Origin of the sequence: Acaryochloris sp. CCMEE 5410 (genome assembly GCF_000238775.2) — a bacterium.
Classification (GTDB): Bacteria; Cyanobacteriota; Cyanobacteriia; order Thermosynechococcales; family Thermosynechococcaceae; genus Acaryochloris.
Window position 1 is genome coordinate 3,854,184 of record NZ_AFEJ02000001.1, and the last position, 23,049, is coordinate 3,877,232.

16 protein-coding genes are annotated in these 23,049 nt (G+C 48.6%); 10 read left to right on the plus strand and 6 right to left on the minus strand.

Annotated features, from left to right (window positions below):
- Positions 1 to 228 precede the first annotated feature (228 nt).
- Entirely contained in the window at positions 229 to 1,632 is a 1,404-nt protein-coding gene (locus ON05_RS17800; RefSeq protein WP_201767937.1) for an oligosaccharide flippase family protein, read from the minus strand.
- 137 nt (positions 1,633 to 1,769) lie between these two features.
- Here ON05_RS17800 and ON05_RS17805 point away from each other — a divergent pair, with 137 nt between their 5' ends.
- The 4 genes from ON05_RS17805 to ON05_RS17820 all read left to right on the plus strand — a co-directional run bounded on the left by ON05_RS17805 (position 1,770) and on the right by ON05_RS17820 (position 3,944).
- Positions 1,770 to 2,723 carry a stage II sporulation protein M gene (locus ON05_RS17805; protein ID WP_010468700.1) on the plus strand — a complete coding sequence of 318 codons (954 nt, stop codon included), beginning with the start codon at positions 1,770 to 1,772 and terminating at the stop codon, positions 2,721 to 2,723.
- A gap of 84 nt (positions 2,724 to 2,807) precedes the next feature.
- Positions 2,808 to 3,164, plus strand: coding sequence for an iron-sulfur cluster assembly accessory protein (locus ON05_RS17810; protein WP_010468699.1), 357 nt, complete (start codon positions 2,808 to 2,810; stop codon positions 3,162 to 3,164).
- 12 nt (positions 3,165 to 3,176) lie between these two features.
- Positions 3,177 to 3,602, plus strand: coding sequence for a M48 family metallopeptidase (locus tag ON05_RS17815; protein WP_010468697.1), 426 nt, complete (start codon positions 3,177 to 3,179; stop codon positions 3,600 to 3,602).
- Between the two features lie 90 nt (positions 3,603 to 3,692).
- Positions 3,693 to 3,944 (plus strand): hypothetical protein, encoded by a 252-nt coding sequence (locus ON05_RS17820; RefSeq protein WP_010468695.1) that lies wholly within the window; start codon positions 3,693 to 3,695, stop codon positions 3,942 to 3,944.
- 18 nt (positions 3,945 to 3,962) lie between these two features.
- On the opposite strand, the gene ON05_RS17825 is transcribed toward ON05_RS17820, so the two are convergent.
- A complete protein-coding gene (locus ON05_RS17825; protein WP_010468693.1) occupies positions 3,963 to 4,259 on the minus strand; it encodes a hypothetical protein in 297 nt (98 codons plus the stop codon).
- 374 nt (positions 4,260 to 4,633) lie between these two features.
- On the opposite strand from ON05_RS17825, the gene ON05_RS17830 reads away from it, so the two are divergent.
- On the plus strand, positions 4,634 to 5,521 hold the full coding sequence (locus ON05_RS17830; protein ID WP_010468690.1) for an alpha/beta fold hydrolase: 888 nt from the start codon (positions 4,634 to 4,636) through the stop codon (positions 5,519 to 5,521).
- A gap of 9 nt (positions 5,522 to 5,530) precedes the next feature.
- On the opposite strand, the gene ON05_RS17835 is transcribed toward ON05_RS17830, so the two are convergent.
- Complete coding sequence (locus ON05_RS17835; protein ID WP_010468688.1) at positions 5,531 to 6,394, minus strand: bifunctional 2-polyprenyl-6-hydroxyphenol methylase/3-demethylubiquinol 3-O-methyltransferase UbiG; 864 nt, start codon at positions 6,392 to 6,394, stop codon at positions 5,531 to 5,533.
- 792 nt (positions 6,395 to 7,186) lie between these two features.
- On the opposite strand from ON05_RS17835, the gene ON05_RS17840 reads away from it, so the two are divergent.
- The gene (locus ON05_RS17840; RefSeq protein WP_010468686.1) at positions 7,187 to 9,586 is read left to right on the plus strand and encodes a calcium-binding protein; all 2,400 of its coding nucleotides are present in this window, start codon (positions 7,187 to 7,189) and stop codon (positions 9,584 to 9,586) included.
- Here ON05_RS17840 and ON05_RS17845 read toward each other — a convergent pair.
- On the minus strand, positions 9,576 to 9,752 hold the full coding sequence (locus tag ON05_RS17845) for a hypothetical protein (protein ID WP_175307176.1): 177 nt from the start codon (positions 9,750 to 9,752) through the stop codon (positions 9,576 to 9,578). The genes ON05_RS17840 and ON05_RS17845 overlap by 11 nt on opposite strands.
- A 556-nt stretch (positions 9,753 to 10,308) precedes the next feature.
- On the opposite strand from ON05_RS17845, the gene ON05_RS17850 reads away from it, so the two are divergent.
- From ON05_RS17850 to ON05_RS17865, 4 genes are all read left to right on the plus strand, one after another.
- A complete protein-coding gene (locus ON05_RS17850) occupies positions 10,309 to 11,061 on the plus strand; it encodes a peptidylprolyl isomerase (RefSeq protein ID WP_010468684.1) in 753 nt (250 codons plus the stop codon).
- The gene (locus tag ON05_RS17855) at positions 11,058 to 14,015 is read left to right on the plus strand and encodes a peptidase domain-containing ABC transporter (protein WP_010468682.1); all 2,958 of its coding nucleotides are present in this window, start codon (positions 11,058 to 11,060) and stop codon (positions 14,013 to 14,015) included. The genes ON05_RS17850 and ON05_RS17855 overlap by 4 nt, the downstream gene beginning before the upstream one ends.
- Complete coding sequence (locus tag ON05_RS17860; protein WP_010468680.1) at positions 14,012 to 15,607, plus strand: HlyD family efflux transporter periplasmic adaptor subunit; 1,596 nt, start codon at positions 14,012 to 14,014, stop codon at positions 15,605 to 15,607. The genes ON05_RS17855 and ON05_RS17860 overlap by 4 nt, the downstream gene beginning before the upstream one ends.
- 109 nt (positions 15,608 to 15,716) lie before the next feature.
- Complete coding sequence (locus ON05_RS17865) at positions 15,717 to 16,805, plus strand: ISAs1 family transposase (protein ID WP_262561924.1); 1,089 nt, start codon at positions 15,717 to 15,719, stop codon at positions 16,803 to 16,805.
- A 106-nt stretch (positions 16,806 to 16,911) separates the two neighbouring features.
- Here ON05_RS17865 and ON05_RS17870 read toward each other — a convergent pair whose 3' ends face one another.
- Together ON05_RS17870 and ON05_RS17875 are read right to left on the minus strand one after the other, a co-directional pair.
- Complete coding sequence (locus ON05_RS17870) at positions 16,912 to 17,121, minus strand: hypothetical protein (RefSeq protein ID WP_010480509.1); 210 nt, start codon at positions 17,119 to 17,121, stop codon at positions 16,912 to 16,914.
- Between the two features lie 278 nt (positions 17,122 to 17,399).
- Complete coding sequence (locus tag ON05_RS17875) at positions 17,400 to 22,928, minus strand: calcium-binding protein (RefSeq protein ID WP_010480511.1); 5,529 nt, start codon at positions 22,926 to 22,928, stop codon at positions 17,400 to 17,402.
- Positions 22,929 to 23,049 lie beyond the last annotated feature (121 nt).

Here is a 23,049-nt window from a genome sequence, read left to right on the forward strand (position 1 = left end):
GGCAGTTAGCTCTCAGAACGGCTGCGCATTATTTGCTATAGCGATAGTGAATGAGGCAGAAAGTTTTAGGGTATCAATTGTGCGATCGCAACAGGCAGATCAGAGCATCCTCCATGCCTGGATCTGGAATCTCTAATCCTACAGCCTTGCCAAAATCTAGAAGCAGAGCAAAGGGTATTCAAATAAGCTAATTCCAAGGAATAACTGGGGTGAGATGAATATCCATGATCAGGCTGGCTGTGAGAACAGTGAATGAATCGGTAAGTCGAGATTAAAGTGAAGACGAACCGCAATAATGAGTGATAAACATCCTAGTAATAGAAACGTTGCTAGCAAATCCTGCATCATGCCATTTAGCCCTTCTCTCAGTAGACCGTAATTGACAGAAAGATAGTAAAAAAAATCATTTAGGGCCACTCCCATAATTGCCCCTGCATTGCCAAAATACCGAAAGCCAATCCAGATACCCATAACAGTGCAGGAAAGACGCAAGATGTTGCCGCAGGTGGTGTATTGAAATTTGCCGATGGCGAATAAGTAGGATTCATTGGTTTGGGAGAGCAGACGAGGCCAAATCCCTAAAGCTAGGATAGGAAGCATCCAGGAAGCATCAAGATAGCGCGTGTCATAGAGGGTCGTAATCAGCAGATCCCCAAACCCTGCTAAAACCACCACTAAAAAAATAGAGGCGAATAGAAAAGGACGTCGACTCTTAAGGATCTTGGGAAATAGAATGTCCCGGGGTTCATCAATACTTTTACTGATGGCGGGAAAAATTACTTTATTGCTGATGCTCATCACCACCTTATAGGGCATATCGCTAAGGGTGAATGCAATTCCGTAAATACCTAATAATCGTAGGGAAAATAGATCACCCAGCATCAATCGGTCAGCTTGCTCAGCTAGAAACGTGAGGGCTGTATTGAGAAATATCCATCGACCCAAGTTGAGCAGATCTTTAAGAGCTGCTTTGTCCCAGGCAAATTGGTTGCTGGAGCCAGGGAAAAGAAAGTGACTCCAAACCATTTTCAGACCTGCAGAGGCCAGTCCCCCCATCACGAGCGCCCAAATACTCGGGGCAATGGCTGCCCACACAATCATGATGATGATGCCGACGGCTTGGGTTGTGAGTTCAAATACCACTTGTTTCTGGACATCAAGATTCCGTTCGAGCTGAGCAACTGCAGTCGATTCAAAGCCGGAGAAAATGGTGGTGATGCCGACAATGGGAATCAGCCATAGCAATTCTGGATGTTTGTATAGGGTGGCAATGGGCCAGGCAATCACTAAGCAGCCGAACCAGAGAATGAACCCACGAATAACATCAACGGTCCAGGCTGTATTGAGAAAGACCGGATCGTCGCCCCGCTTATTTTGGACCACACTCCAGCCGGTTCCCAGATCTGAAAAGAGTTGGAGGCCAATAATAAAAATATTGGTGAGAGCCATCAACCCGAATAGTTCTGGGTATAGAAGTCGAGTCAAAATAAGATTGCCACCGAATCGCAGACCTTGACTGCCGCCATACCCGATCAGAGTCCACAGGGTGCCACGAATAACCAACTTTTTGAGGGATGCCATAGATTGGGGTTGAATGGAGGCAATACATGGGTCGCCCTTGTTCCTGTCCATGATGCTGGCCATAGAGAGGGCGACGGTTTTGTGATTAAAACAGCACCCACAGCATCATGGATGGAGAGAGAGGAGACCTATGTCAAGATGACGGGTAAAGCTGGAAAACTAAAAGTTGTAGAAAGTTTAAACCAATTATGGATGGACAGCGGTGGCTAGCACGTCAGGAACCCCAGTGGCGGCGGTATGAAAGCTTGCTACAAAAGGCTGAAAAAAGAGGCCTGAAGACATTGACCGGTCGAGAAGTGCAAGAGCTCAGTGGTCTCTATCGGATGGTGGCTGCGGATTTAGCACGAGCACGGGCTCGACAATTAGGAACAGGGGTAACAGATCAGCTCAAGCAACTGACCTTGCGGGGGTATTCCCAAATTTATCAGGGGGGACGTCGACCGGCTTGGCGTTCCGTTTGGGAGTTCGTGTGCTGGGGCTTTCCCGCCGTGGTGCAAGAGACCTGGGTGTTTACGGTGCTGGCTACGGCCGTGTTTCTGGTCGGAGGCTTGATTGGCTGGTGGTTTACCTGGCGTGATCCAGTGTTTATGCATTTGATCATTCCTCCACGAATTATCGATATTGTCCAAGAGGATGGGCAACTCTGGATGGGATCTATTGTGGGGAGTGAACCCTTAGCGTCGAGCGATATTATGCAAAACAATATCAGCGTCACCTTCTCGACCTTTGCGGGAGGGATGTTGGCGGGGGTGGGCACCCTCTATATTCTGTGGATTAATGGACTCAGCATTGCTGCGATCGCAACCCTCGTCGGCCAAAATAAATTAGCTTATCCCTTCTGGGCCTTTGTTTTTCCCCATGGTGCTTTGGAACTGCCCGCGATTTTTCTGGCCGGGGGAGCTGGATTGTTACTCGCTAGGGCAGTGGTTTTTCCAGGACGATACAAACGGCTGGCAGCCTTAAAGCTGTATGGTGCACAAGCGATACAGCTCATGTTTGGTGTTGTGCCGATGCTGATGATTGCAGGGGGGATTGAAGGATTTTTCTCACCGTCGCCTGGAATCCCTGCACCAATTAAGTATGTTGCAGGTCTGAGTTTGTTGTGGGGGTTACTGCTGTATTTACGTCGTCGGCCAGGGTGAAGGCGGCTGATGTCAAGGCCCTGAGATAGAATAAACGGTAGAAGCAGTTGTTTATATTGATTTGCAGAAGGAATAGGTGAACCCATGGCAGAAGCAACTCAGTCTCAACAACGCGGCATTATGATGACTGACAACGCCCTGAAGCATGTTCTGGAATTGCGAGAGAAGCAGGGAACCGATCTATGCTTACGCGTCGGTGTTCGGGGAGGTGGCTGTTCTGGTATGTCTTACACCATGGACTTTGAAGATCCGAAAAATATTCAGGAATCGGATGAAGTATTTGATTATGACAGCTTTAAAGTCGTATCCGATCCCAAGAGTATGCTGTATATTTATGGTTTGGTTCTCGACTACAGTGATGCCTTGATTGGCGGTGGGTTTCAATTCACTAATCCCAATGCGACGCAGACCTGCGGTTGTGGAACGTCTTTCTCTGCCTAGGATTATTTGGGAATGACTGACACCACCCTTGACGATGTCTTTAAGGAAGCTTTAGATCGCTATCAAGCAGGAGAACCTGCTGAAGATTTAATTCCTGTATTTAAAGACATTTGCGATCGCGCCCGTAAGAGTAGTCCTGCATGGACCTGTCTAGCCTGGCTGTATCTGCTAGCGGGAAAGCATAATTCAGCCTATAAAGCAGCCCAAAAAGCCGTAAAGCTAAATCCGCAAGACCCGCAAGCGCGGGTTAACCTCGTGGTTGCCATGCTGGAAACAGGGCAAAAAGGGGTTCGCAAGCATATTGAAATTGTTCAGCAAATTGCGATGGCTGTGCCTGAATTGCGAGATGAGCTGAAAGAGAGTTTTGATGATGGCTTGAAGCGAAAGCCGGATTGGGCGAGTTTAGAGCGCGTTCAGACTTGGGTCTTTGAAGCTTAGTTGCTCTCGGTATGAAAAAATGAAAAAGACATCAGTGGGTAAACTGGTGTCTTTTGTAGTTGAGGCCAGACAAGTAAGTAAGAGAGAGTTATGTTTGAAAAACTCATCAATGGCATTAATACTGTCCTGATGATCGACGTATTTTTCGTGATCTTCTGTTTTATCTGGTTTTTAGTGGGACTTTTAGGCCGACAGCTCGGGATCCCTCTAGGGTTTGACGTGTGGTATTCTCTATGGCCCAATGTGATCCAACCTGCAATTGGTTTGGTGATGGCAGGTTCTATATTGACCGGCGTTGTTGGCCAGATTCGCAAACGGATGCCGTCTTCTCAAGAGTGGTGATGGGTTGTTGTCAGCTGACTAGAGACGCTCGAACTGGTCTGGTGACAGTTCGTCTAGATCGTCTTCATCATCCCAGTCATCGTATTCGATCACAGGATCTGTAAGAACAGCTTGTTGGGCTTCATATAAGGTTAACCATTTTCCCGGCTCACGGATCCGTTGGGGAGGATCTTGGTAGCGGGCAAAGAACCAAGGAGGTGATGTGGGTTGAGTCAGTTCAGCTTGAACACGATAGGGATCAAGATCAGGATAATCGGGATCCCGCTCAACCTTCACCCATACTTTTTGGCCAATTAATTCATCTGGAGACAGCATGATGACGGTTTGAACTTGAGCGCTAACATTCTCTTAAACACTTTTATTGTACAAAAATGAGGTATCTCAACGTTGTACTTAAATGGATTCTCAAGGATTGGTTTTTAATAATCTAATCATTCCCAGCTGAAATGACAACTTGACGTTCAGTATGGGATCAGTTCGGGGATCAAAGATGCAGTCTCTGATACCCAGCATGAGCGTCTTTCTTTGGTAGGTCTATAAAACCACAAGACTTGAAATTTAGTGTATTCATAAAAAAGGGGGACTCATCTCAATATTGCTACGAACATGGACCGCTATGTCCAAAATGTTCGGTCTACTTGGGCAATAGTGAAGACCCTATTCACTCAACATTTTTCAAGGACCTAATCGTGACAGCTGCATTAGAACAGACGCCAACAGCCCAGTATTGGCAGTGGCAGGGATGGCGGATTCATTACGTACAACAAGGAGAGCAAGGACCCTGTGTGGTTCTGCTCCACGGCTTTGGTGCCTCTACAGACCACTGGCGCAAAAATATTGAAGTGCTCTCCCGCTACTACCGAGTGTGGGCCGTTGACATGTTGGGATTTGGCCGCTCTGAAAAACCGGATATGGATTACACCGGGGATTTATGGCGGACTCAGATGCAGGCCTTTTGTGAAGAGGTTATTCAAGAGCCGGTGTTTATTGCTGGAAATTCCTTAGGGGGCTATGCCAGTCTCTGTTTTGCGGTCGATTGCCCAAAATGGACCCGAGGGGTCGTGTTACTCAACTGTGCTGGATCGTTTACAGAAGTAGAGCCTAAACCTGAATTGCCAGCTTGGCGACAACAGCTGCAAGAGCGACGCAAAACCGTGATGCGATCGCGTCCGGTAATCAACGTCATGAGCTATTTCTTGTTTAACCGGATGCGTAAGCCAGACAATATCCGCAAAGCCTTGTCCCAAGTGTATAAGGATCAATCGGCAGTCACGGATCGCCTGGTCGAAGAAATCTATCAACCCTCCCTAGACAAAGGAGCCCGGGGCGTTTTTGCCGGTGTATTTAAATCACCACCCGGCCGCAAGCTTGATGAATTGCTACAAAGCTTGGACCGCCCCCTGTTTCTATTGTGGGGAGCAGCCGATCCATGGATGACGCCTCAAAAAGCAGAAAAATTCCAGCAGTTTTACCCTGCAGCTGACTTAGTTTTAGTCGATGCAGGGCATTGTCCCCATGATGAGCGTCCCGAAGTCATCAATGCTGAACTGCATCAGTGGATTCAGAAACAGCTATAAGTGGCTCGATTATTTGACCCCAGCAATGGTGATTGTCCTGAAAATCAGAGACTTTTCAGCGCAGGTGCGTCTTAGAGGAAAGGGGAGGAGTCCTACTCCCTTTTCGAGGGCCAAGATGACTAAAGAGATCGGAAACATCACCGGTAGAGACAGCACCCGATTTTTAAAAACCTTATAAATCCGAATTTTGGAGAACCCGGCTCGTTGAAAAAGCTGGGCGAGTTCAACAATCGAATATTCTTTGAGATGGAACCCTGTAGCCACTTCATCAAAATACTTAGAGATGTCGTGGGGACCCGATAGGTGATGAGGGGTCACGCAGACATAAGTGCCGCCTGTTTTTAGGGCAGTGTAAATATTCTTGAGTTGGTCATAGGCATCCTCGGGATGCAAGTGCTCCATCAGCTGGTGGCTATAGGCTAAATCAATACTACTAGGATCGGTAGGAATGCTACAGCCGTCAGAAATAATTAAGTCAACGTTTTTAGGTAGGGCTAAGTCTTTGGTTATTTCTGTGGCGACATCAACGGCATAGACTTGCTGAACATGGGGAGCGATTTCGCGGCAGAGATGACAGTTGCCTGGCCCGATTTCCAGAAAGATGGCGTCGTTGGCCATAAAGTGCTGCAAAAAGTCGATGCGTTGCTGAATGAGTGTGTTGGCGCTGGCATCGGTGGGACGAGAATGATGAGAATGATGGGTAACTTTCGAGAATAGAGCATCGTAGAGTTTGGTGTAGAGGGACCCCTCTAGGCGCTCAGATTTATTGGAGTGCCGAAGCTGATTAGCGAGCTGTTTTTCGATGTGATAATGCTCGGTAATTTGCTCAACGGTTCTATCATCTGAAGCTTTTATTTTTAGCTGTGTGCTCATAATTTTATTTATAGGTGTAAAACATTAGCTTGGAACAGCGCAGGCCGGGCTCGACGACTATGATGAAGCGCGTTGTTCAGGACAGAGAACACATGCCTACTACTATAGCCTTGCCTTTAGTGACTGACGAATAAAGGTAGACTTGGCAAGGGTAAAGATGATTGAAAAGTCTGTAAACCTTTCAGAGTAAGACTTTTAGGCGAATGTGTTGCTGATATGCAATAGGTGATTCAATTTCTGGAACAACTGGAGCAAAAAGTGAGGCATTTTTTCTGGGAGTCTGGAGTAAAACCATCAGCTAGGCGTCATCTGAAAATTTAATTTATAAAAAAAAAATTCTAGCTGATCCATTTCTGAATCGATCTGAGTCGAACTTAAGGATGGTATGAAAGAAATCTGAGAAATCTGAAAGTTATATGAGAAGAATTTTACAGGTTATTGACGTTTGAATAGCCTGAAAAAAAGTGAAGCAAAAAGTGAGGTTTTTTTGCTGTCCAGATCTTTTATTGTCAAAACAGTAAGGTCATTGAAATCAATTGGATTTGAATAGCGCTCCAAGTTTGCCTGAGTAACTTGTGAGTTGCCATTTCCTCAAATCTAGGGAGTGCGCCTCAGATGTGATAAGCGCTCCTCAATCATTTTGATACGTACCACAGACATCCCTTGCATTGTGGCTGGTGGATTGTGCTGCCTGTGCGTCTGTTGATCTTGCTTCCCCTATTGATGATGGGCGATAGCCCGAGTTCTGACCACAAGCACACTATCTGTCTAAAAAATTTTGGAGATGCAACCATGCCTAATTTCAACTCAATCAATGATGGTGATCTAGAAAATGGTAACGGTCCCATTGTGCTGGATAAATTTCGTGAATCTCTGCGTGTCCGCTCGGGTCAAAATCTACAAACAGGCGATCAAAATAGCGTTGTAACAGAAGGTGTTCTCAACACGGTTGTTGTTGAAGAAAATGCTTCGATTGAAAGTAATAACACGGCTGTGGAAGCCAACGGTTTAGCCAGCATCGTCTTGAATCAGGGCACGATTTCGGGTGGGGTGAATGGTGTCAGTGCGACGGGCAATCGATTCCGATTGTTCAATCGTGGCACCATTGCTTCTGATAGTCGAGCGGTGGATATTAGTGATGGAGATGGCAGCATTGTTGTCAATTCTGGCTCGATTCTGGGCACAGACGATCAGCGAAACGGAACCCTATATGTTGATGGCACTGTTGATAACTTTCGGCTTCTGAACCAGCGCTCGGGGGTGATTGATGCGGGAGAAGACAATCTTGGCGATGCTGTGTCGGTGCAAGTGGGTGCTGCTGATGATCCCACCAGCGAGCGGATCAATATTGTTAACAATGGTTTATTCCAAGGTCGGGGGGATGGCCCAGAGGTCTTTGCCAATGGCGCCCGAGTAGGAGCGAATGGATCGAGTGGTCTGCGATTCTTTAATGGTTCAGGACAGCCCGCAACAGCCGTAAGTGGGTCTGTTGTCAATAACGGCACGATTACCGCTGAAGTCAATGTGGGCTTCTTAGGCGGTTTGGTTGTCGAAGATGGCGTGGGCTTTAATGGGCAGATTATCAATGGCCGTCATGGTTTGATTAATGGCCCCCGAAATGGTTTGTACATTGGTAACGCGGACCATGATCTAACGATTCGCAATTTTGGAACGATTCAAAGTGGAAGTCGGGCGGTCAATATCGATGGCTCCGGTGTAGATCTGCTGAATAATGGCACCATTATTGGAACCGGCAATCAGCGGAATGGCACCGTCTACTCTGATGCCACAGCCGAAGACTACTCTATTTTCAATGGACGGTCTGGTTTGATTGATGCTGGTGAAGGCAATCAGGGTGCAGGAATTGCCTTGCAGACGGGTGAGGTTGCTGGTGATGTAGTGCATGCGACGCTGGTTAACCAAGGCACGATTCAAGGCCGGGGTCAGGCTGCCGCTAACCTAGGTTTGGCAGGTGATGGTCTGCGTATTTTTTCGGGTGTTGATGGTGGCGGCACGGTTTATCGAGGCAACATCTTTAATCAGGGCGATATTTTATCTGAAAGTACCCAAGGTGCAACGGCTGCTGTGCGCTTTGCTAATGGTCTGGCCTATGAAGGGACCTTAACTAACGCCAGAGGTGGCCTCATTGATGGTGCTCAAAATGGTCTGTATTTTGGCGATGCTGAGCATGATGCTAAGGTCATCAATCGCGGCACCATACAAAGTGGAAGTCGAGCCGTTAATATCGATGGTTCGGGCGTTGATCTACGGAACTTTGGCCAAATTCTGGGTACAGGTGATCAGCGTAACGGTACAGTTTACGCCGACTCTACCGCCGAAGAGTATTCCATCTTTAATGGACGTTCCGGTTTGATTGATGCGGGTGAAGGCAATAACGGTGCAGGGGTGTCCTTGCAGACCGGAGATGAAGATGGCGATATTGTTGAAGCCTCTCTCAGCAATGACGGTATCATTCGAGGTCGCGGTGATGGCACAGGTAATCAGGCTGGTGATGGTGTACGTCTATTTACGAGTGTGACGGGATCCACAACCTTTGCCGGTGACTTGAATAATCGAGGTCAAATCTTAGGAACCGATGATGGCATCGACATTCAAACTGGGGTGACGCTGGATGGCGATATCAACAACACAGGTTTAATTAGGGCAGATCAGATTGGCGTCAATATTAGTGGAGCGCTGAATGGTGACTTGAATAACCAAGGTACTATTACTGGGGGAGCTGCTTCCATTGATGCGAGTGCTGCTACTGCTGGCGTTACCGTCAATAACCAAGGAGCGATCAATGGTGATGTGATCCTGAGTAACTTTGACGACATCTTTAACGGTGCTGAAGGAACCGTTAGTGGCGTCATTGATGGGGGTGGGGGCAACGACCGTTTGATTGGGAGTCGTCAGAACGAGAATTTCGTGGGTGGCGATGGTCAAGATACGTTTGTGTTTGGAGCGAATTCAGGAACTGATTTTGTCTTAGACTTTTCAACATCAACCGTTAACGGGAGTGATGTTCTTGATTTCAGTGCTGTTTTTAGTGATATCAACGAAATTTTGGGGGTTGGTGGTGCTGCTACTCAGGTGGGCACTAGCACCTTGATTGATCTGGGCAATAACGATTCGGTCTTCCTGGTCAATGTCTCTGTGAATGACCTAACAGCGGATAACTTTATCCTCTAGGTAAGTTAGCGGCAGGCTCTGAGCCTGCCGCATATTCCATCTGTTGGCAGTGCTGATGTGTGGTTTCCATGCCATAGATCGGCAGAATTCTGATTCCAACTCGGCCCTTCAAGAGGCTAACCAAGCCATCTATTTCTCTTCTCGATGTATGGGGGCAATAGCGCATAAATTTTCTCCAACTGACCGATAAGTAGTTGATGCCTCTAACCCTTCATCTCTAGCGCAATTGGTTCTGATCAAACCATAGGGTTTATGACCAGCCCTAAACTTGTGAAAGCCAATATTAACAAAATTATTTATTCAAGATAGGAATAAATCTAGAAATGATAGTCCTAAGACTGTAGTTTTTATCAGTTGTTAAACAGGAGGATTAGGAATATCCCAATATAGGTCGAAAACTGATTGTCATTAAAAATATAATTCTCTGTGGTTTGTAGAACATAAAAGAATTATTTGCCTTAAAAAAATAATTTTACTAGATGTTAATGTCCTGGCTAAGACCTAATTCTAAATTTCTAAATAGATTAATGAATAGGGTTAGCAGTGTCGAAATGAATCTCTTGGTAATGCTTGGAACTGCCTTGTGAAAGTTACATCTTCTCAGAAAGAAGGGTATGGTAACTATACTCTTCCTTCGTTTATCCTTTCACCTGTTTTATTTCTATAGTCTCTAGATTGATCTTTAGACTTGAATAACTCTCTCTATTAAGAGTATTTTTGATATGATCTCTGCTCTACCGATTGTGGATAAAACTGTTCAACCCTCTGATTTAATTCCTTTACTTGGACAGTATCAGCTTCTGCCTCAGTTGCTGAAAGAACTGATTATTGACCAAGCTATTCAGGATGTGCAATTAAGCCCAGAAGAAGTTGTTCAGGCCGTAGAGCAGTTCTATCGCCAGCATCAAATCGGTGAGGAAGCTAGGCGTGAGGTCTGGCTAACGCATTACCGGATGACGCCTCAGCAGCTGGCGGCCCAAGCTCAACGGCAGATGAAGTTGTATAAATTCAAACTCCAGACTTGGAATAACCAGGTAGAGTCTGATTTTCTGCAACAGAAAGGGCAGTTCGATCAATATGTTTATTCCTTGATCCGAGTCGCAAGTGCTGAAGTGGCTCAAGAGTTGTACTTTCGGCTACAAGCGGGTGAACAAGCATTTGCAGATTTGGCGACCAAATATTCTCAAGGGCCTGAAGCACAAACAGGTGGTTTGATTGGTCCTGTCACGGCTGCGAATCTGCACCCCACATTAGTGCAAATTCTGACCAGCGCTCAACCGGGGCAAGTACGCCCACCCATTCGTTTAGGTGAATGGTTTGTGATTGTCAGCTTGCAAAAATTGATCTCGGCTCAACTAGATGCCCCACTTCGACAACAATTGCTAGAGCAGCGCTTTAATGAGTGGCTGCAATTGCAACTGCAATCTGTTGTTGTATCTGATGATTCTATTGCTGTTTCTGCGCAAACACCATGACTTCAGCTATCCTTGCCCTAGAGTCTTTTCTCAAAGATCTGCCCGGTTTTGACCAGCTGTCAGAAGCGGTTTTATCTTCGGTGGCGAAAGAGTTTCAACCGTTGCGCTATCCCATGGGCCGTCCGCTGGTCTCTAACCGGGCTATGCCTCAAGACTTTACCCTCATCTATCAAGGGCAGGTGCGGCTATTAGGCTATGATCCCCGAACCGATGCTCCAGTGACCCTCAGTCTATTGGGACCAGGTGCTGCAGTGGGATGGATTAGTCTCGTACGCCAAATTCCTTGTGAGACAGCCATTGCTTCGGTAGAAACAGTGGGCTTGAAGTTGCCCGCTGCGACCTTTTTAGAGCTGCTAGACCATGAACCGAGCATTGCCCAAGTCTATGAGCAGCAGCCCAGTGTCTTAGAAGCGTTTGATGTCTTGGGCCAACAGTTATTGATACGGGCGGATGGTTCGACGGACCTCAAACGATTGGCAGAACGAGCGTTACCCGACAGTTTGATTCAAAACCGCCCCATACGAGATATCTCCATTGCCCAATTACAACCGAATTTGGAATGGTTTGTGAGTGGCGGGTCTATTCCTGATTTAGAAGTTGGGCAACCCTTGGAAACTTGTCTAGAGCAGCTCAATGGCACGGTCTCACGTTCAGAAACGCTCCGGTTGATCGGCTTATCGCCCATCAAGGCCCAGCAGCCAAAGATTGAGCCAGTGGCATCTGCTCCGCAAACCGATGCATGGGAGGAGATTCCAGAAGCACCGACTCTACTACCTACGGTGGATGAAGCCCCGGTCAAGCATGGCAAATATCCCTTTAAATCAGGTCGGGGTCCTGTTGATGCCCCGCTGGCCTGTTTTCAAATGCTGGCGCTGCATCTCAATCTGCCATTTCGCAAAGATGTGATTCGGCGAATTCTCAAAAACCAAACGGAGCGAAATGGTCCGGGAATTTCCCTACCGGTCTATGGTGCGATCGCAGAGTCGATGGGCTTGCGTGCTCAACTCGTGGAAACTCCTGCCTCAGCTTTTCCTCGCCTTCCCGTTCCTGCTTTGATCAACTGGCAGGATCGCATTGCCCTGGTGTATGAAACCGGCTCAAAAGAAATTGTGTTTGCGGTGCCAGAGCAAACCATGCTCCGCAAGCATCCAGATGATTTTCTAGAAGCTTTTGATGACAAGGTGCAGGTGCTGCTGTTAGAGCGCACCCATGATACGCCTCAAAGTCGTTTTAATCTGAGCTGGTTTTGGCCGTCGATTAAGAAGCACCGTAAGGTTTTGATTGAGGTGTTGATTGCCTCGTTCTTTGTGCAATTGTTTGGCTTAGCGAATCCGCTGATTACGCAAGTCATTATCGATAAAGTCTTATCCCAAGGGGCTCTGGGAACCCTGAACGTGCTGGGTTTGTTACTGGTGGGCGTGGCTATTTTTGAAGCCTTGCTGACGAGTTTTCGAACCTATCTGTTTGTAGATACCACCAATCGGATTGATATGTCTTTGGGGGCTGAGGTGATCGATCACTTGGTGCGTTTACCCCTACGCTATTTTGATAAGCGGCCTGTGGGAGAGCTAGCCACCCGAGTCAATGAATTGGAGAATATCCGTAAATTCTTGACGGGGACTGCCTTGACGGTGGTATTGGATGCGGTGTTCTCTGTGGTGTACATCGTTGTCATGGTGTTTTACAGCTGGCTGCTGACGATTATTGCCCTAGGCACAGTGCCGCTGTTTGCCTTGCTAACGTTTATCTTTGCGCCGATTATTCGCCGTTTGGCTCGGACTAAGGCTGAAGAAAATGCCAAAACTCAGTCTTACCTGGTGGAAGTTGTTTCGGGTATTCAAACGGTCAAGGCCCAGAATATTGAGCTGAAATCTCGCTGGCAGTGGCAAGATCGCTATGCTCGCTATGTCAGCTCTGGATTTAAGGCGGTGGTGGCGTCTACCACGGCGGGTTCCATGAGCGGCTTTTTGAATAAATTATCCAGCTTGCTCTTGCTGTGGGTTGGAGCCTATCTATTTATTCAAGGGCAACTGACTGTGGGCGAATTGATTGCTTTTCGTATCATTGCGGGTTACACCACTGGTCCTTTGCTCCGCTTGGTGCAGCTATGGCAGAACTTCCAAGAAACGGCTCTGTCTCTAGAGCGCTTGAGTGACATTCTCGATTATCCCCAAGAGGTGACTGAAGCGGACCGAGATTTAATTCCCATGCCCCTGATGGAAGGGGCGGTCAAATTTGATGAGTTATCTTTCCGATTTAAGGACCATGGACCGATGCAGCTGCAGCAGGTGTCTTTGGAAGTTCCTGCTAAGACCTTTGTAGGTATTGTCGGTCAGAGTGGTTCAGGTAAGAGTACCTTAATGAAGCTCTTGATGCGGCTTTATAACGCCAATGGAGGACGGATTTTAGTCGACCAGTATGACATTAGTAAGGTCGAGTTATATTCTCTCCGGCGTCAAATTGGCATGGTGCTACAAGACAGTTTGCTGTTTGATGGCACGGTACAAGAGAATATTGCTTTGTCCTCTCCCGATGCAACGGCGGAAGAAATTGTGGAAGCAGCCAAAGTGGCCTATGCCCATGATTTCATTATGGAGCTGCCCCAAGGCTACAATTCCCGAGTTGGTGAGCGGGGGTCATCTTTGTCTGGCGGCCAACGGCAACGGATTGCGATCGCACGTATGGTATTGCAAAATCCCCAGCTCATTATTCTGGATGAAGCCACGAGTGCACTAGATTACAACGCTGAGCGCCAAGTTTGCCTTAACTTAGCAGAAGCCTTTGGCGATCGCACTGTTTTCTTCGTCACCCACCGCCTCAAAACGTTGGAATCGGCGGATATGATTCTGATGATGGATCAGGGCAATCTAGTAGAACAAGGTACCCACGCTGAATTGATGCAGCAAAAAGGTCGATATTACTGGCTATACCAGCAACAGGAGATTCAATCATGACCAGTACTCAAGATTTCGCTGGCGACCCCACACAACTGAATGGAACGAATGGCAGTAACGGCAATGGATCGGAGCCAACGGTTCTGTCCCTGACTAAATCAGAGCCCAAAAAAGAAAAACCGTTTGATCGTCCGGTCATTTTACAGCAATCCCCCGTCTGGTCTAGAGCGATTATTTGGGGGATTGTCGGTGCTGCGTCTGCGGCCTTGGCATGGGCCTGCCTATTTCAAATTGAAGAAGCCATTCCTGCTACGGGACAGCTCGAGCCGAAAGGAGCGGTTAAATCGGTGCAGTCCCCAGTGACGGGAGTCGTTAAAGAGATTAAGGTCGAGGAAGGAGACCTCGTCAAGAAAGGAGATGTGTTGATTGTTCTCAATCGTAAAGCAACGCGATCGGAGATTAACTCCCTGAAACGCCAGCGTAGTAACCTGGTTCAAGTCAACGAGTATTATCGCCAACAGCTGAAAGGACAAACCGATACCCCCTTGCCGGATTTAATTGATCCTGAGTTGATTAATTCCACCCGCGATCGCCAATCTTTAGTGGCGGAAAATAAATTATTTAGAGCTCAGCTGAATGGTGCTAATAATGCTCAAGCCTTTTCCGCAGAAGAGCGGCAGCGTTTAAAGTCGGGTCTGTTGCAAGGAAAAACGAGCGTGGCGGCTGCCCAAGCCCGAGTCATGCAAGGGGATAAACAGCTTCGCCAAATTGAGGTCCAGCTAGAACAGACCAAAATTCAGCTGGCGAGTGCCCAACAGACTTTAGCCCTCAACAAAGAAATTGTCGCAGATATTGAAGATGCCCATAAGAAAGGGGCCATTGCTCGGGTTCAATTCAAGCGCCAAGAGGATGAAGTGCAGTCTGGTGAAGCCGAGGTCTCTCGCTTACAACAAGAACAGATTCGCCTCTTGCGGCAAATGGAGCAGATTGGACAAGAAAAACTACAGTCTCAAGCCCAAGCGCTTAATACGGTAGCGACGAATCAGCGTGATTTACTAGATCGAATCGCCGCTAATCAACAGCGTATTACTGAAATTGACAGTCAGCTGACCAAGGCCATAGTCGATAATCAGAGAACCATCGCTGATCTTGAAAATCGGCTACAGCAAGCAGAATTAACCCTAGATTACCAAGAGCTGAAAGCACCAGTCGATGGGGTTGTGTTTGACTTGCAGCCCAGTTCACCGGGCTTTGTGGCAAATGCGAGTGAACCCATTTTAAAAATTGTCCCTGAGGATAATTTGAAAGCCAAAGTTTACATTACCAATAAAGATATTGGCTTTATCCAGACTGGTATGCCTGTAGATGTCAGAGTAGATTCCTATAACTTTAGTGAATTTGGTGACATTAAAGGCACCATTGAGTCCGTTGGATCAGATGCCTTGCCTCCTACAGAAGTGCGACAGTTTTATAGTTTTCCCGCTGTTGTTAAATTAGATGCGCAAACTTTGAAGACCAGGGGCAGCCGTGACTTAGACTTGCAATCTGGGATGTCGGTCAGTGTCAATATCAAAGTCCGCGATCGACCGATTATTAGCTTGATTACTGATCGCTTTTCCAGAGAAGAGGATGGCATTAAGCATTTGCGCTAAGTTATAAAAGTCTCGGCTGAGCAGCCCCTTGTAATGAGATCAGCAGGGTTGTTTTACGTTACTCCTAGAAAAAATAGGATGGTTCTACTGACCAACAGTAGAGAGACCGATGAGCCATCTAATCGATACTTTGAAGCAAGTCCCGGATTTCCGCAGTGCCCATGGCCGTATTCATCCGTTATGGCTGCTGTTGCTATTGATGGTGATGGGCATGCTTGCTGGATATCAAGGGTACCGTCCGTTAGAAACCTTTGTGAGCGATTATCGCCAGCCTTTAAGTGAGCTATTGGGGCTTGAGAGCCTCGAAGTTCCGTCTCACTGTACCTTTCGTCGAGTGATGAAGGGGCTTGACTTCCAAGCGTTGAGCCACCAATTTGAAGCATGGATGCTCTCGAAAGCCCAGACTCACTCTCCCGATAATTATGCAGCCTCCATTGATGGCAAACGGATTCGTCAGGGGCTGACAGATGCCAAGGGGAAGCAGCGTTTTGTGGGCTTGGTGAGTTTATTTGCGGTGGAAGCAGGCATCACCCTCAAGCTCGAAGCCCTCACTCAGGAGGATAATAGCGAAATCAAAGTCGTGCAGGCACTGTTGGAAACCCTTCAACTCGATGGCTTGCTGATTACCATGGATGCCTTACACGCCCAAAAAACACTTGAGAAGATTGTGGCCTCGGGTAACGACTATCTTGTGGCGGTCAAATCCAATCAGGGAAGACTTTACGACCACCTCCAGACTTACTTTGAGTGTCTTAAACCCATGGCTGAGCACATCCACTCCGCCCAAAGTAGAGGACGAGATGAACATCGGTGTATACAGGTTTATGAGCCTGTCGGCATAGCCCTACAAGAATGGACAGCAATTCGCTCTGTACTTTGTGTCCAACGATGGGGTACTCGCAAAGGAAAGGAGTATCACAATACCGCCTATTACATCAGTTCAGCTGCCACCTCACCCCATCATTGGCAATCTCTGGTCCGAGAACATTGGGGCATTGAAAATCGGTTGCATTGGCCGAAGGATGTTGTTTTTGGCGAAGATGATTATCGACTCGAAGATGAACAAGCACTGCTCAATTGGTCAGTGCTTAGAACTATTGGGATTAATATCCTGCGGCTAAACGACTATCAATCCCTCAAAACCGCGATGACTAAGCTTGCTAATCGGGTCGATATTATTTTTTCGCTGCTAACTTAAAACAGCCCTGATGAGATCAGTGAGTCAAATAAAAACCCTAACGGTATTTCGCTAGGGCCAAGGGATCGATATTGGATTCAGAATGGTTCAAGCGTTATGGCGGAGCTTAAGCTGCTTTCTTCGCCAATTTTTTGCTGGATAACTCTTCTAAGGTTTCGAACTCTAAAGACTCGTTCATGCTATCTACATCTAGATCGAGCAGCATAAAACTGTTGATTTCTGCATCAGATAAAAAGAGAGACTGTTCAGAATGGGAAACAGTGGTGTTTAACGTATTGAGAAGAGTTATGGTCTGAATATTTTGGAGAAGTGCCATCTGAGAAGTCATTGTTATTGGGGGAGTGTGGATTGGTTGCTTATAGATATAGACTAACCATTACAGTAAGCTTGAGAGTCAAGCTAAATTGGTATAAGAATAAGTTATACTTCAAGGCTCAACCCTATACTGATCGCTAAAACTATTGATATACAAAGCTTTTATGTATGTGTCATGTCTATTTTGAAGATATACATCGTATAAATAAAAAACTGCTCTGGCATAACCAGAGCAGTTTTCGTTTTAAGCCTTATGGGTTAAATGATGCAGATTGAATGCTAGATATAGCTGAAAGAACTATCTGTCAGGCTAAATCCAGAGTCACCCATAACATTGGCAATTAACTCATCAGCGCCGCCAGCACTGCCATCACCATTAGAATCTAGATAGATTCCAGTTCCGCTCATGCCAGGTGCTGAAACTCCTAAGACGTAATCAGATGCGGAACCACTGAGTTGAATCATATCCTCGCTGCCATTGAAGTCGGTAATGACGGCAAAGTCAGTGAGACCTGCTGATGTTTCATCGCCGTCGTTGTAGTAGGCAACGTCACCGCCAAGGACAAAATAATCTGCCCCTTCACCCCCAGTCATATAGTCGATAGAGCCACTGCCTTTAAGAGTGTCGCTGTTGGCACCGACTAATACATCGTCACCACTACCGCCTAGTAGAGTGTCATTGCCTTCTTGACCGATTAGGGTGTCGTTGTTAGCGCCCCCGTCAAGGACATCATTACCTGCGCCAGCATAGAGGCCGTCATTTCCGGCATCGCCAAAGAGCTGATCAGCACCACTGCCTCCATATAAGGAATCTAGACCTGCACCACCCTGTAGATTATTAGATCCGTTGACTCCATAGAGAGCATCATTACCGTCTCCACCCAGCAGTTGGTTATTCCCAGTGCTGCCAAACAGCTCGTCGTTGCCAGCGCCACCATCTAATAGATCATTATCGCTATCGGCATACAGGGAATCGTCTCCTTCTCCCCCTAAGAGAGTGTCAACACCAGACCCACCGTAGAGCTGGTCATTGCCACTGCCTCCTTCGAGGAAGTCATTGCCGCTACCGCCTTTGAGGATATCTGTTCCTGCACCAGCATTGAGGATATCGTCATTGCTGCCGCCGTCCAGGGTGTCTTTACCATCGCCACTGGAGAGGGTATCGTTTCCTGATCCACCCTCGAGGGTGTTATTGCCACCCGTAGTGGTCAAAACGTCATCCCCGGCACCGCCATTTAAGCGGTCGCTGCCGCTGCCACTAGAAAGGGTGTCGTTGCCTCCCTGGCCGTAGAGCTTCACTTTTGCCCCGTTGGTGGACGTAATTTCGTCATTGCCGCTATTGGCATAGAGCGTTTCAATGCCGGCTGTATCGATATCCATATTGAGGTCAGAGGTGCTTTGATAGTAAGCCGTATCTGAACCAGTGCCGCCTTCAACCACCGTATCGTTAGCGTCGAAGTAGAGTTTATCGTTACCAGCGCCCCCGATTAATTGGTCTGCACCGGCATCCCCTTTCAGGGTGTCGTTGCCAGACCCCGCATCTAAGAGGTCATCGCCACTACCGCCAAGCAGACTATCGTTGCCGTTACCGGAGCTTAGAGTATCGTTGCCAGACCCACCATCTAAGGTGTCTTGGCCTCCGGCAGTCGTTAGGCTATCGTTACCGTCGCCACCGAATAGAGCATTGTTGCCCCCGCTAGAGGATAAGACATCGTTGCCGCTGCCACCATCTAAGCGATCGCTGCCGCTGCCACTGGTAAGGGTGTCATCGCCAGCTAGGCCATACATCTTAATGCTGGTGCCATTGCTGGAGGTGAACTGGTCTTTCCCAGCGTTACCGTGAATTTCTTCGATGCTGACATCATCAATATTGAGGGTTAGACCGTCGCTACTTTGGAGTTTGGCAACGTCTGTACCGTCGCCACCATCGAAGGTGTCGTCCCCATCGAAGTTCAGGGTGTCGTTACCTGCACCGCCCATGAGGGTATCGGCCCCGGCATTGCCCGAGAGCACATCATTGCCTTCTTGGCCTTCCAATCGATCATTACCCGTGCCGCCGGAGAGGATGTCATTGCCCGCCCCTGCGAGAATGGTGTCATTTCCAGCACCGCCATCGAGGTTCTCATGGCCCGTGCCGCCGGTGATACTGTCATCACCCGCTTCTCCGTGAATTTCGACATTCTCGGTGCCGGAATTGGTAAAGACATCATCACCGCCAGAACCGTAGGCTAGCTCAATTTGGCTGGCGCCCAGGTCTAGAGTGACTGGCTGGTTGCCTTGGGCGCGAGCGATGTCATAACCGTCGCCGCCATCGACTACGGTATCGTCCGCGTCGAACAGCAATGTGTCAGAGCCTTCGCCTCCATACAGTGCGTCTGCACCATCGCCACCGACCAACATGTCGTTCTCGGTACCGCCTTCGAGGGTGTCATCCCCAGCACCCCCATCCATGTAATCATGACCCGCTTCCCCTGAAATCAGGTCGTTGCCTTCACCTGCGATCGCAGCATCTTCACCTGCTCCACCTACTAACGTATCGTCGCCAGTGCCGCCTTCAAGATAGTCATTGGCTGAGCCACCAGATAACTGGTCATTACCGCCGTTACCAAACAAGGCCACTGTCGTAGAAGCGGGGGCTCCAGCACCATTCGTATTCGTGAAAACATCATCACCACTGTTACCGTGGGCTTCATTAAAGCTGTTGGCTCCTGCATCAAAGATAACGCCCTCTGCAGACTCAACAATGGCAACGTCATAGCCTTCACCACCCAGGATTTGGGTATCGGCAGCATCCATAAAGACGACGTCATTTCCCTCTCCACCTAGGAGCGTATCAGCGCCTTCACCACCGCTAATAAAGTCATTGCCTGTACCCCCATCAACGACATCATCCCCGGCGTTTCCTGAGAGCCATTCGTCATTGCCGGTATTTCCTGCAATAACATCATCTCCTGCACCCCCTTCAATCACATCTTGGCCTTCGCCACCGCTCAGCGTATCAGCGCCTTCACCACCGCTCAAGTAGTCGTTTCCAGCATCCCCAGAGAGGACATCATCGCCAGCATCCCCCATGAGAACGTCTTTCTCATCACCGCCAAAGAGGGTGTCATTGCCAGCGCCGCCGTCTAAAATATCTGAGCCAGCTTCACCCTTCAGTAAGTCAGCATCATCGCCGCCGCCTAAGGTGTCGTTACCAGCTCCACCGTATAGGGTGTCTAGTCCAGCATCGCCTTGGAGAACATCATTTCCTGCATCACCGGTCAGTAAATCTTGGTCAGCGCCGCCCAGAACGGTATCATCGTCTTCACCACCGGAAACAATGTCGTTTCCCCGGCCACCAGAAACGATGTCGTTGCCTGTACCACCAGAAACGATGTCGTTGCCTGTACCACCGTCGACCCAGTAGTCATCGCCTGTTCCGGCGTTGAGAATGTCGTTGCCAGCCCCGCCAGTTAGAACGTCGTTGCCTTCATCCCCTGCCAAGGTGTCGTTACCTGTACCACCGCTGATGATGTCACTTTCTAAGCCACCGCTCAGCTCATCATGGCCTGTGCCGCCGTCTAGGGTGTCCTTGCCTGCGCCGCCGAAGAGCGTGTCGTCGCCTAGACCTCCTTCTAAGATGTCGTCGCCTTGGTCGCCAGAGAGATAGTCATTACCGCTGTTCCCCAAGATGGTGTCGTTGCCTTCACCCCCTATGAGGACATCATTCACAGATGAAGCCGTGCTCGCGTACACCGAGACGCTATCTAGATATCCACCCAAGCTATCGTCGGTACCCACGGCTCTAAACTCAAGGGCAGTCGTATCACCATTGCCACCTTGGAGCTTATAGGTATAGGTCTGCCATTGTTCGATTTGGCTTTCACCATGGATAGTATCGATGAGTTCGCCATCCCAGTAAACTTCAATTGGTGTACTGTTGAGATCTACACCGGGTCTAGGAGTGTAAGCAAAAGACAGCTCGTAGGTTTGTCCTGCTACCGTGTCTAATTGCTGCATCATGCCACTGTTATTGTGGCTATCGAGTTCTACTCGGGCTTGGCCGTCATCAGCGACCCCTATCTGCTGAACTTCGATGCCGGACCCTTGGGTACTTGTCCAACCAGCTATGGATTGGAAAACATCCCAACTCTTATTGCCCAGAGGATTGTCTTCGAAACTGCCATTGACGACGAGATTGATTTGACCCAGGCTATCTTCTTGACCGCCATCGATAAAGTCGTTCCCAGTTCCCCCGTAGATGGTGTCGTCTCCGGAACCCCCATCCATAATGTCGTTGCCAGCATTGCCTGACATTAAGTCGTTGCCGGAGTCACCCAGAACGATGTCTTGGCCTTCACCACCGCTAACGGTATCTTCACCAGCACCGCCAGCAACCACATCATTGCCGAGGCCGCCTTCTACGAGGTCATTACCATCGCCACCGTCGACCCAGTAGTCGTCGCCTTCACCTCCATCCAGGACATCATTGCCCGCGTCGCCCATCATGACATCGTTACCGGTGTTACCCAGCAGGGTGTCTGCCCCTGTACCGCCAGACAGCACATCTTCTCCAGCGCCGCCATCGATTAAATCAGCGCCTTCACCACCCGAGAGCCAGCCGTCGTTGCCAGCGCCCCCGTCAATGGTGTCATTACCCTGACCACCTTCAATGGCATCCATGCCTTCGTCGCCGGAGAGGAGGTCATCGCCGAGTCCACCATCGATAAAGTCATGACCCGCACCACCGCTGATGGTGTCTTGCCCAGCATCGCCGTAGAGAACGTCCTGGTCGCCTTCGCCGGAAATGAGGTCATTGCCTTCGCCACCATGGATATTGTCATCTCCGTGCCCCCCAGATAGGGTATCTGCACCGGTGCCCCCATCCATATGGTCGATATGTTCACCACCAAAGAGAGCATCGTCGCCCGCTCCCCCCATCATGGTGTCATCATCTGTGCCGCCGTAGAGGATATCGTTGCCTTCGCCACCATCCATGATGTCGTGGCCTTGCTCACCGTAGAGGGTATCGCTGCCTTCGCCGCCAGACATCCAATAGTCGTCACCAGTACCCCCGATTAGCTCATCGTTACCAGCTTCTCCCATGAGAATGTCATTGCCAGACTGGCCCAGGATTTTGTCATCCCCTAGACCGCCTTTAAGGGTGTCAGCACCTTCACCCCCATCCACTAGGTCATCCCCAGTACCGCCATCCACATAATCTGCACCAGAGCCAGCTAATAGGCTATCCTGGCCTTCGTTACCAAGCAGGTTGTCGTTACCAACACCGCCGGTGACAAAGTCATTGCCCTCGCCGCCGCTGAGAATATCGTCCCCAGCGTCCCCATGTAGGGTGTCGTCACCTGCTTCACCGGCTAGCCAGTAATCATCACCTTGGCCGCCAATAATCATATCTGCGCCTTGGTCACCCATGATGGCGTCTTTACCTAAGCCACCAATGAGGACATCATTGCCAATGCCACCTAAGAGGAGGTCATCATTTTGGGTACCACTACTAATGGCGTTGGGATCGGCGAAACCTGCACCGCTTTCATCGATGGGACCGGTATAGGTGTAATTGCCACTTGCATCTTGTTGCCAGTTTTCGGTACTTCCTTCATCACCATGCATCCAGTCATTGCCTTGGCCGCCAGAGAGCGTATCGTTGCCTGTGCCACCTTTGACGACATCATCGCCTTCATTACCCGATAGCCAAACATCATCGCCTTCGCCGCCGATAATGGTATCGTCGCCTTCCTTGCCGACAACGACATCATCTGCCTCGGAGCCGAATAGAGCTTCGCTGCTGTCAGTACCAAATACTTGCATGGTTTCCCCCTGGTTTGTAATTCTTTTTAACGCTAATTGTTCAAGTTCACTAGAGTGTCAATAGGTGAAGATATAAAAAAAACTTATGTATTGACATGGATAGGCAGGACGGTTTGTGGAC

What these genes read in the sequence shown, in the direction of transcription:
- ON05_RS17800 (WP_201767937.1), bottom strand. Translation starts at nt 1,632, where the DNA reads ATGGACAGGAACAAGGGCGACCCATGTATTGCCTCCATTCAACCCCAA.
- ON05_RS17805 (WP_010468700.1), top strand. Translation starts at nt 1,770, where the DNA reads ATGGATGGACAGCGGTGGCTAGCACGTCAGGAACCCCAGTGGCGGCGG.
- ON05_RS17810 (WP_010468699.1), top strand. Translation starts at nt 2,808, where the DNA reads ATGGCAGAAGCAACTCAGTCTCAACAACGCGGCATTATGATGACTGAC.
- ON05_RS17815 (WP_010468697.1), top strand. Translation starts at nt 3,177, where the DNA reads ATGACTGACACCACCCTTGACGATGTCTTTAAGGAAGCTTTAGATCGC.
- ON05_RS17820 (WP_010468695.1), top strand. Translation starts at nt 3,693, where the DNA reads ATGTTTGAAAAACTCATCAATGGCATTAATACTGTCCTGATGATCGAC.
- ON05_RS17825 (WP_010468693.1), bottom strand. Translation starts at nt 4,259, where the DNA reads ATGCTGTCTCCAGATGAATTAATTGGCCAAAAAGTATGGGTGAAGGTT.
- ON05_RS17835 (WP_010468688.1), bottom strand. Translation starts at nt 6,394, where the DNA reads ATGAGCACACAGCTAAAAATAAAAGCTTCAGATGATAGAACCGTTGAG.
- ON05_RS17840 (WP_010468686.1), top strand. Translation starts at nt 7,187, where the DNA reads ATGCCTAATTTCAACTCAATCAATGATGGTGATCTAGAAAATGGTAAC.
- ON05_RS17845 (WP_175307176.1), bottom strand. Translation starts at nt 9,752, where the DNA reads ATGCGCTATTGCCCCCATACATCGAGAAGAGAAATAGATGGCTTGGTT.
- ON05_RS17850 (WP_010468684.1), top strand. Translation starts at nt 10,309, where the DNA reads ATGATCTCTGCTCTACCGATTGTGGATAAAACTGTTCAACCCTCTGAT.
- ON05_RS17855 (WP_010468682.1), top strand. Translation starts at nt 11,058, where the DNA reads ATGACTTCAGCTATCCTTGCCCTAGAGTCTTTTCTCAAAGATCTGCCC.
- ON05_RS17860 (WP_010468680.1), top strand. Translation starts at nt 14,012, where the DNA reads ATGACCAGTACTCAAGATTTCGCTGGCGACCCCACACAACTGAATGGA.
- ON05_RS17865 (WP_262561924.1), top strand. Translation starts at nt 15,717, where the DNA reads ATGAGCCATCTAATCGATACTTTGAAGCAAGTCCCGGATTTCCGCAGT.
- ON05_RS17870 (WP_010480509.1), bottom strand. Translation starts at nt 17,121, where the DNA reads ATGGCACTTCTCCAAAATATTCAGACCATAACTCTTCTCAATACGTTA.
- ON05_RS17875 (WP_010480511.1), bottom strand. Translation starts at nt 22,928, where the DNA reads ATGCAAGTATTTGGTACTGACAGCAGCGAAGCTCTATTCGGCTCCGAG.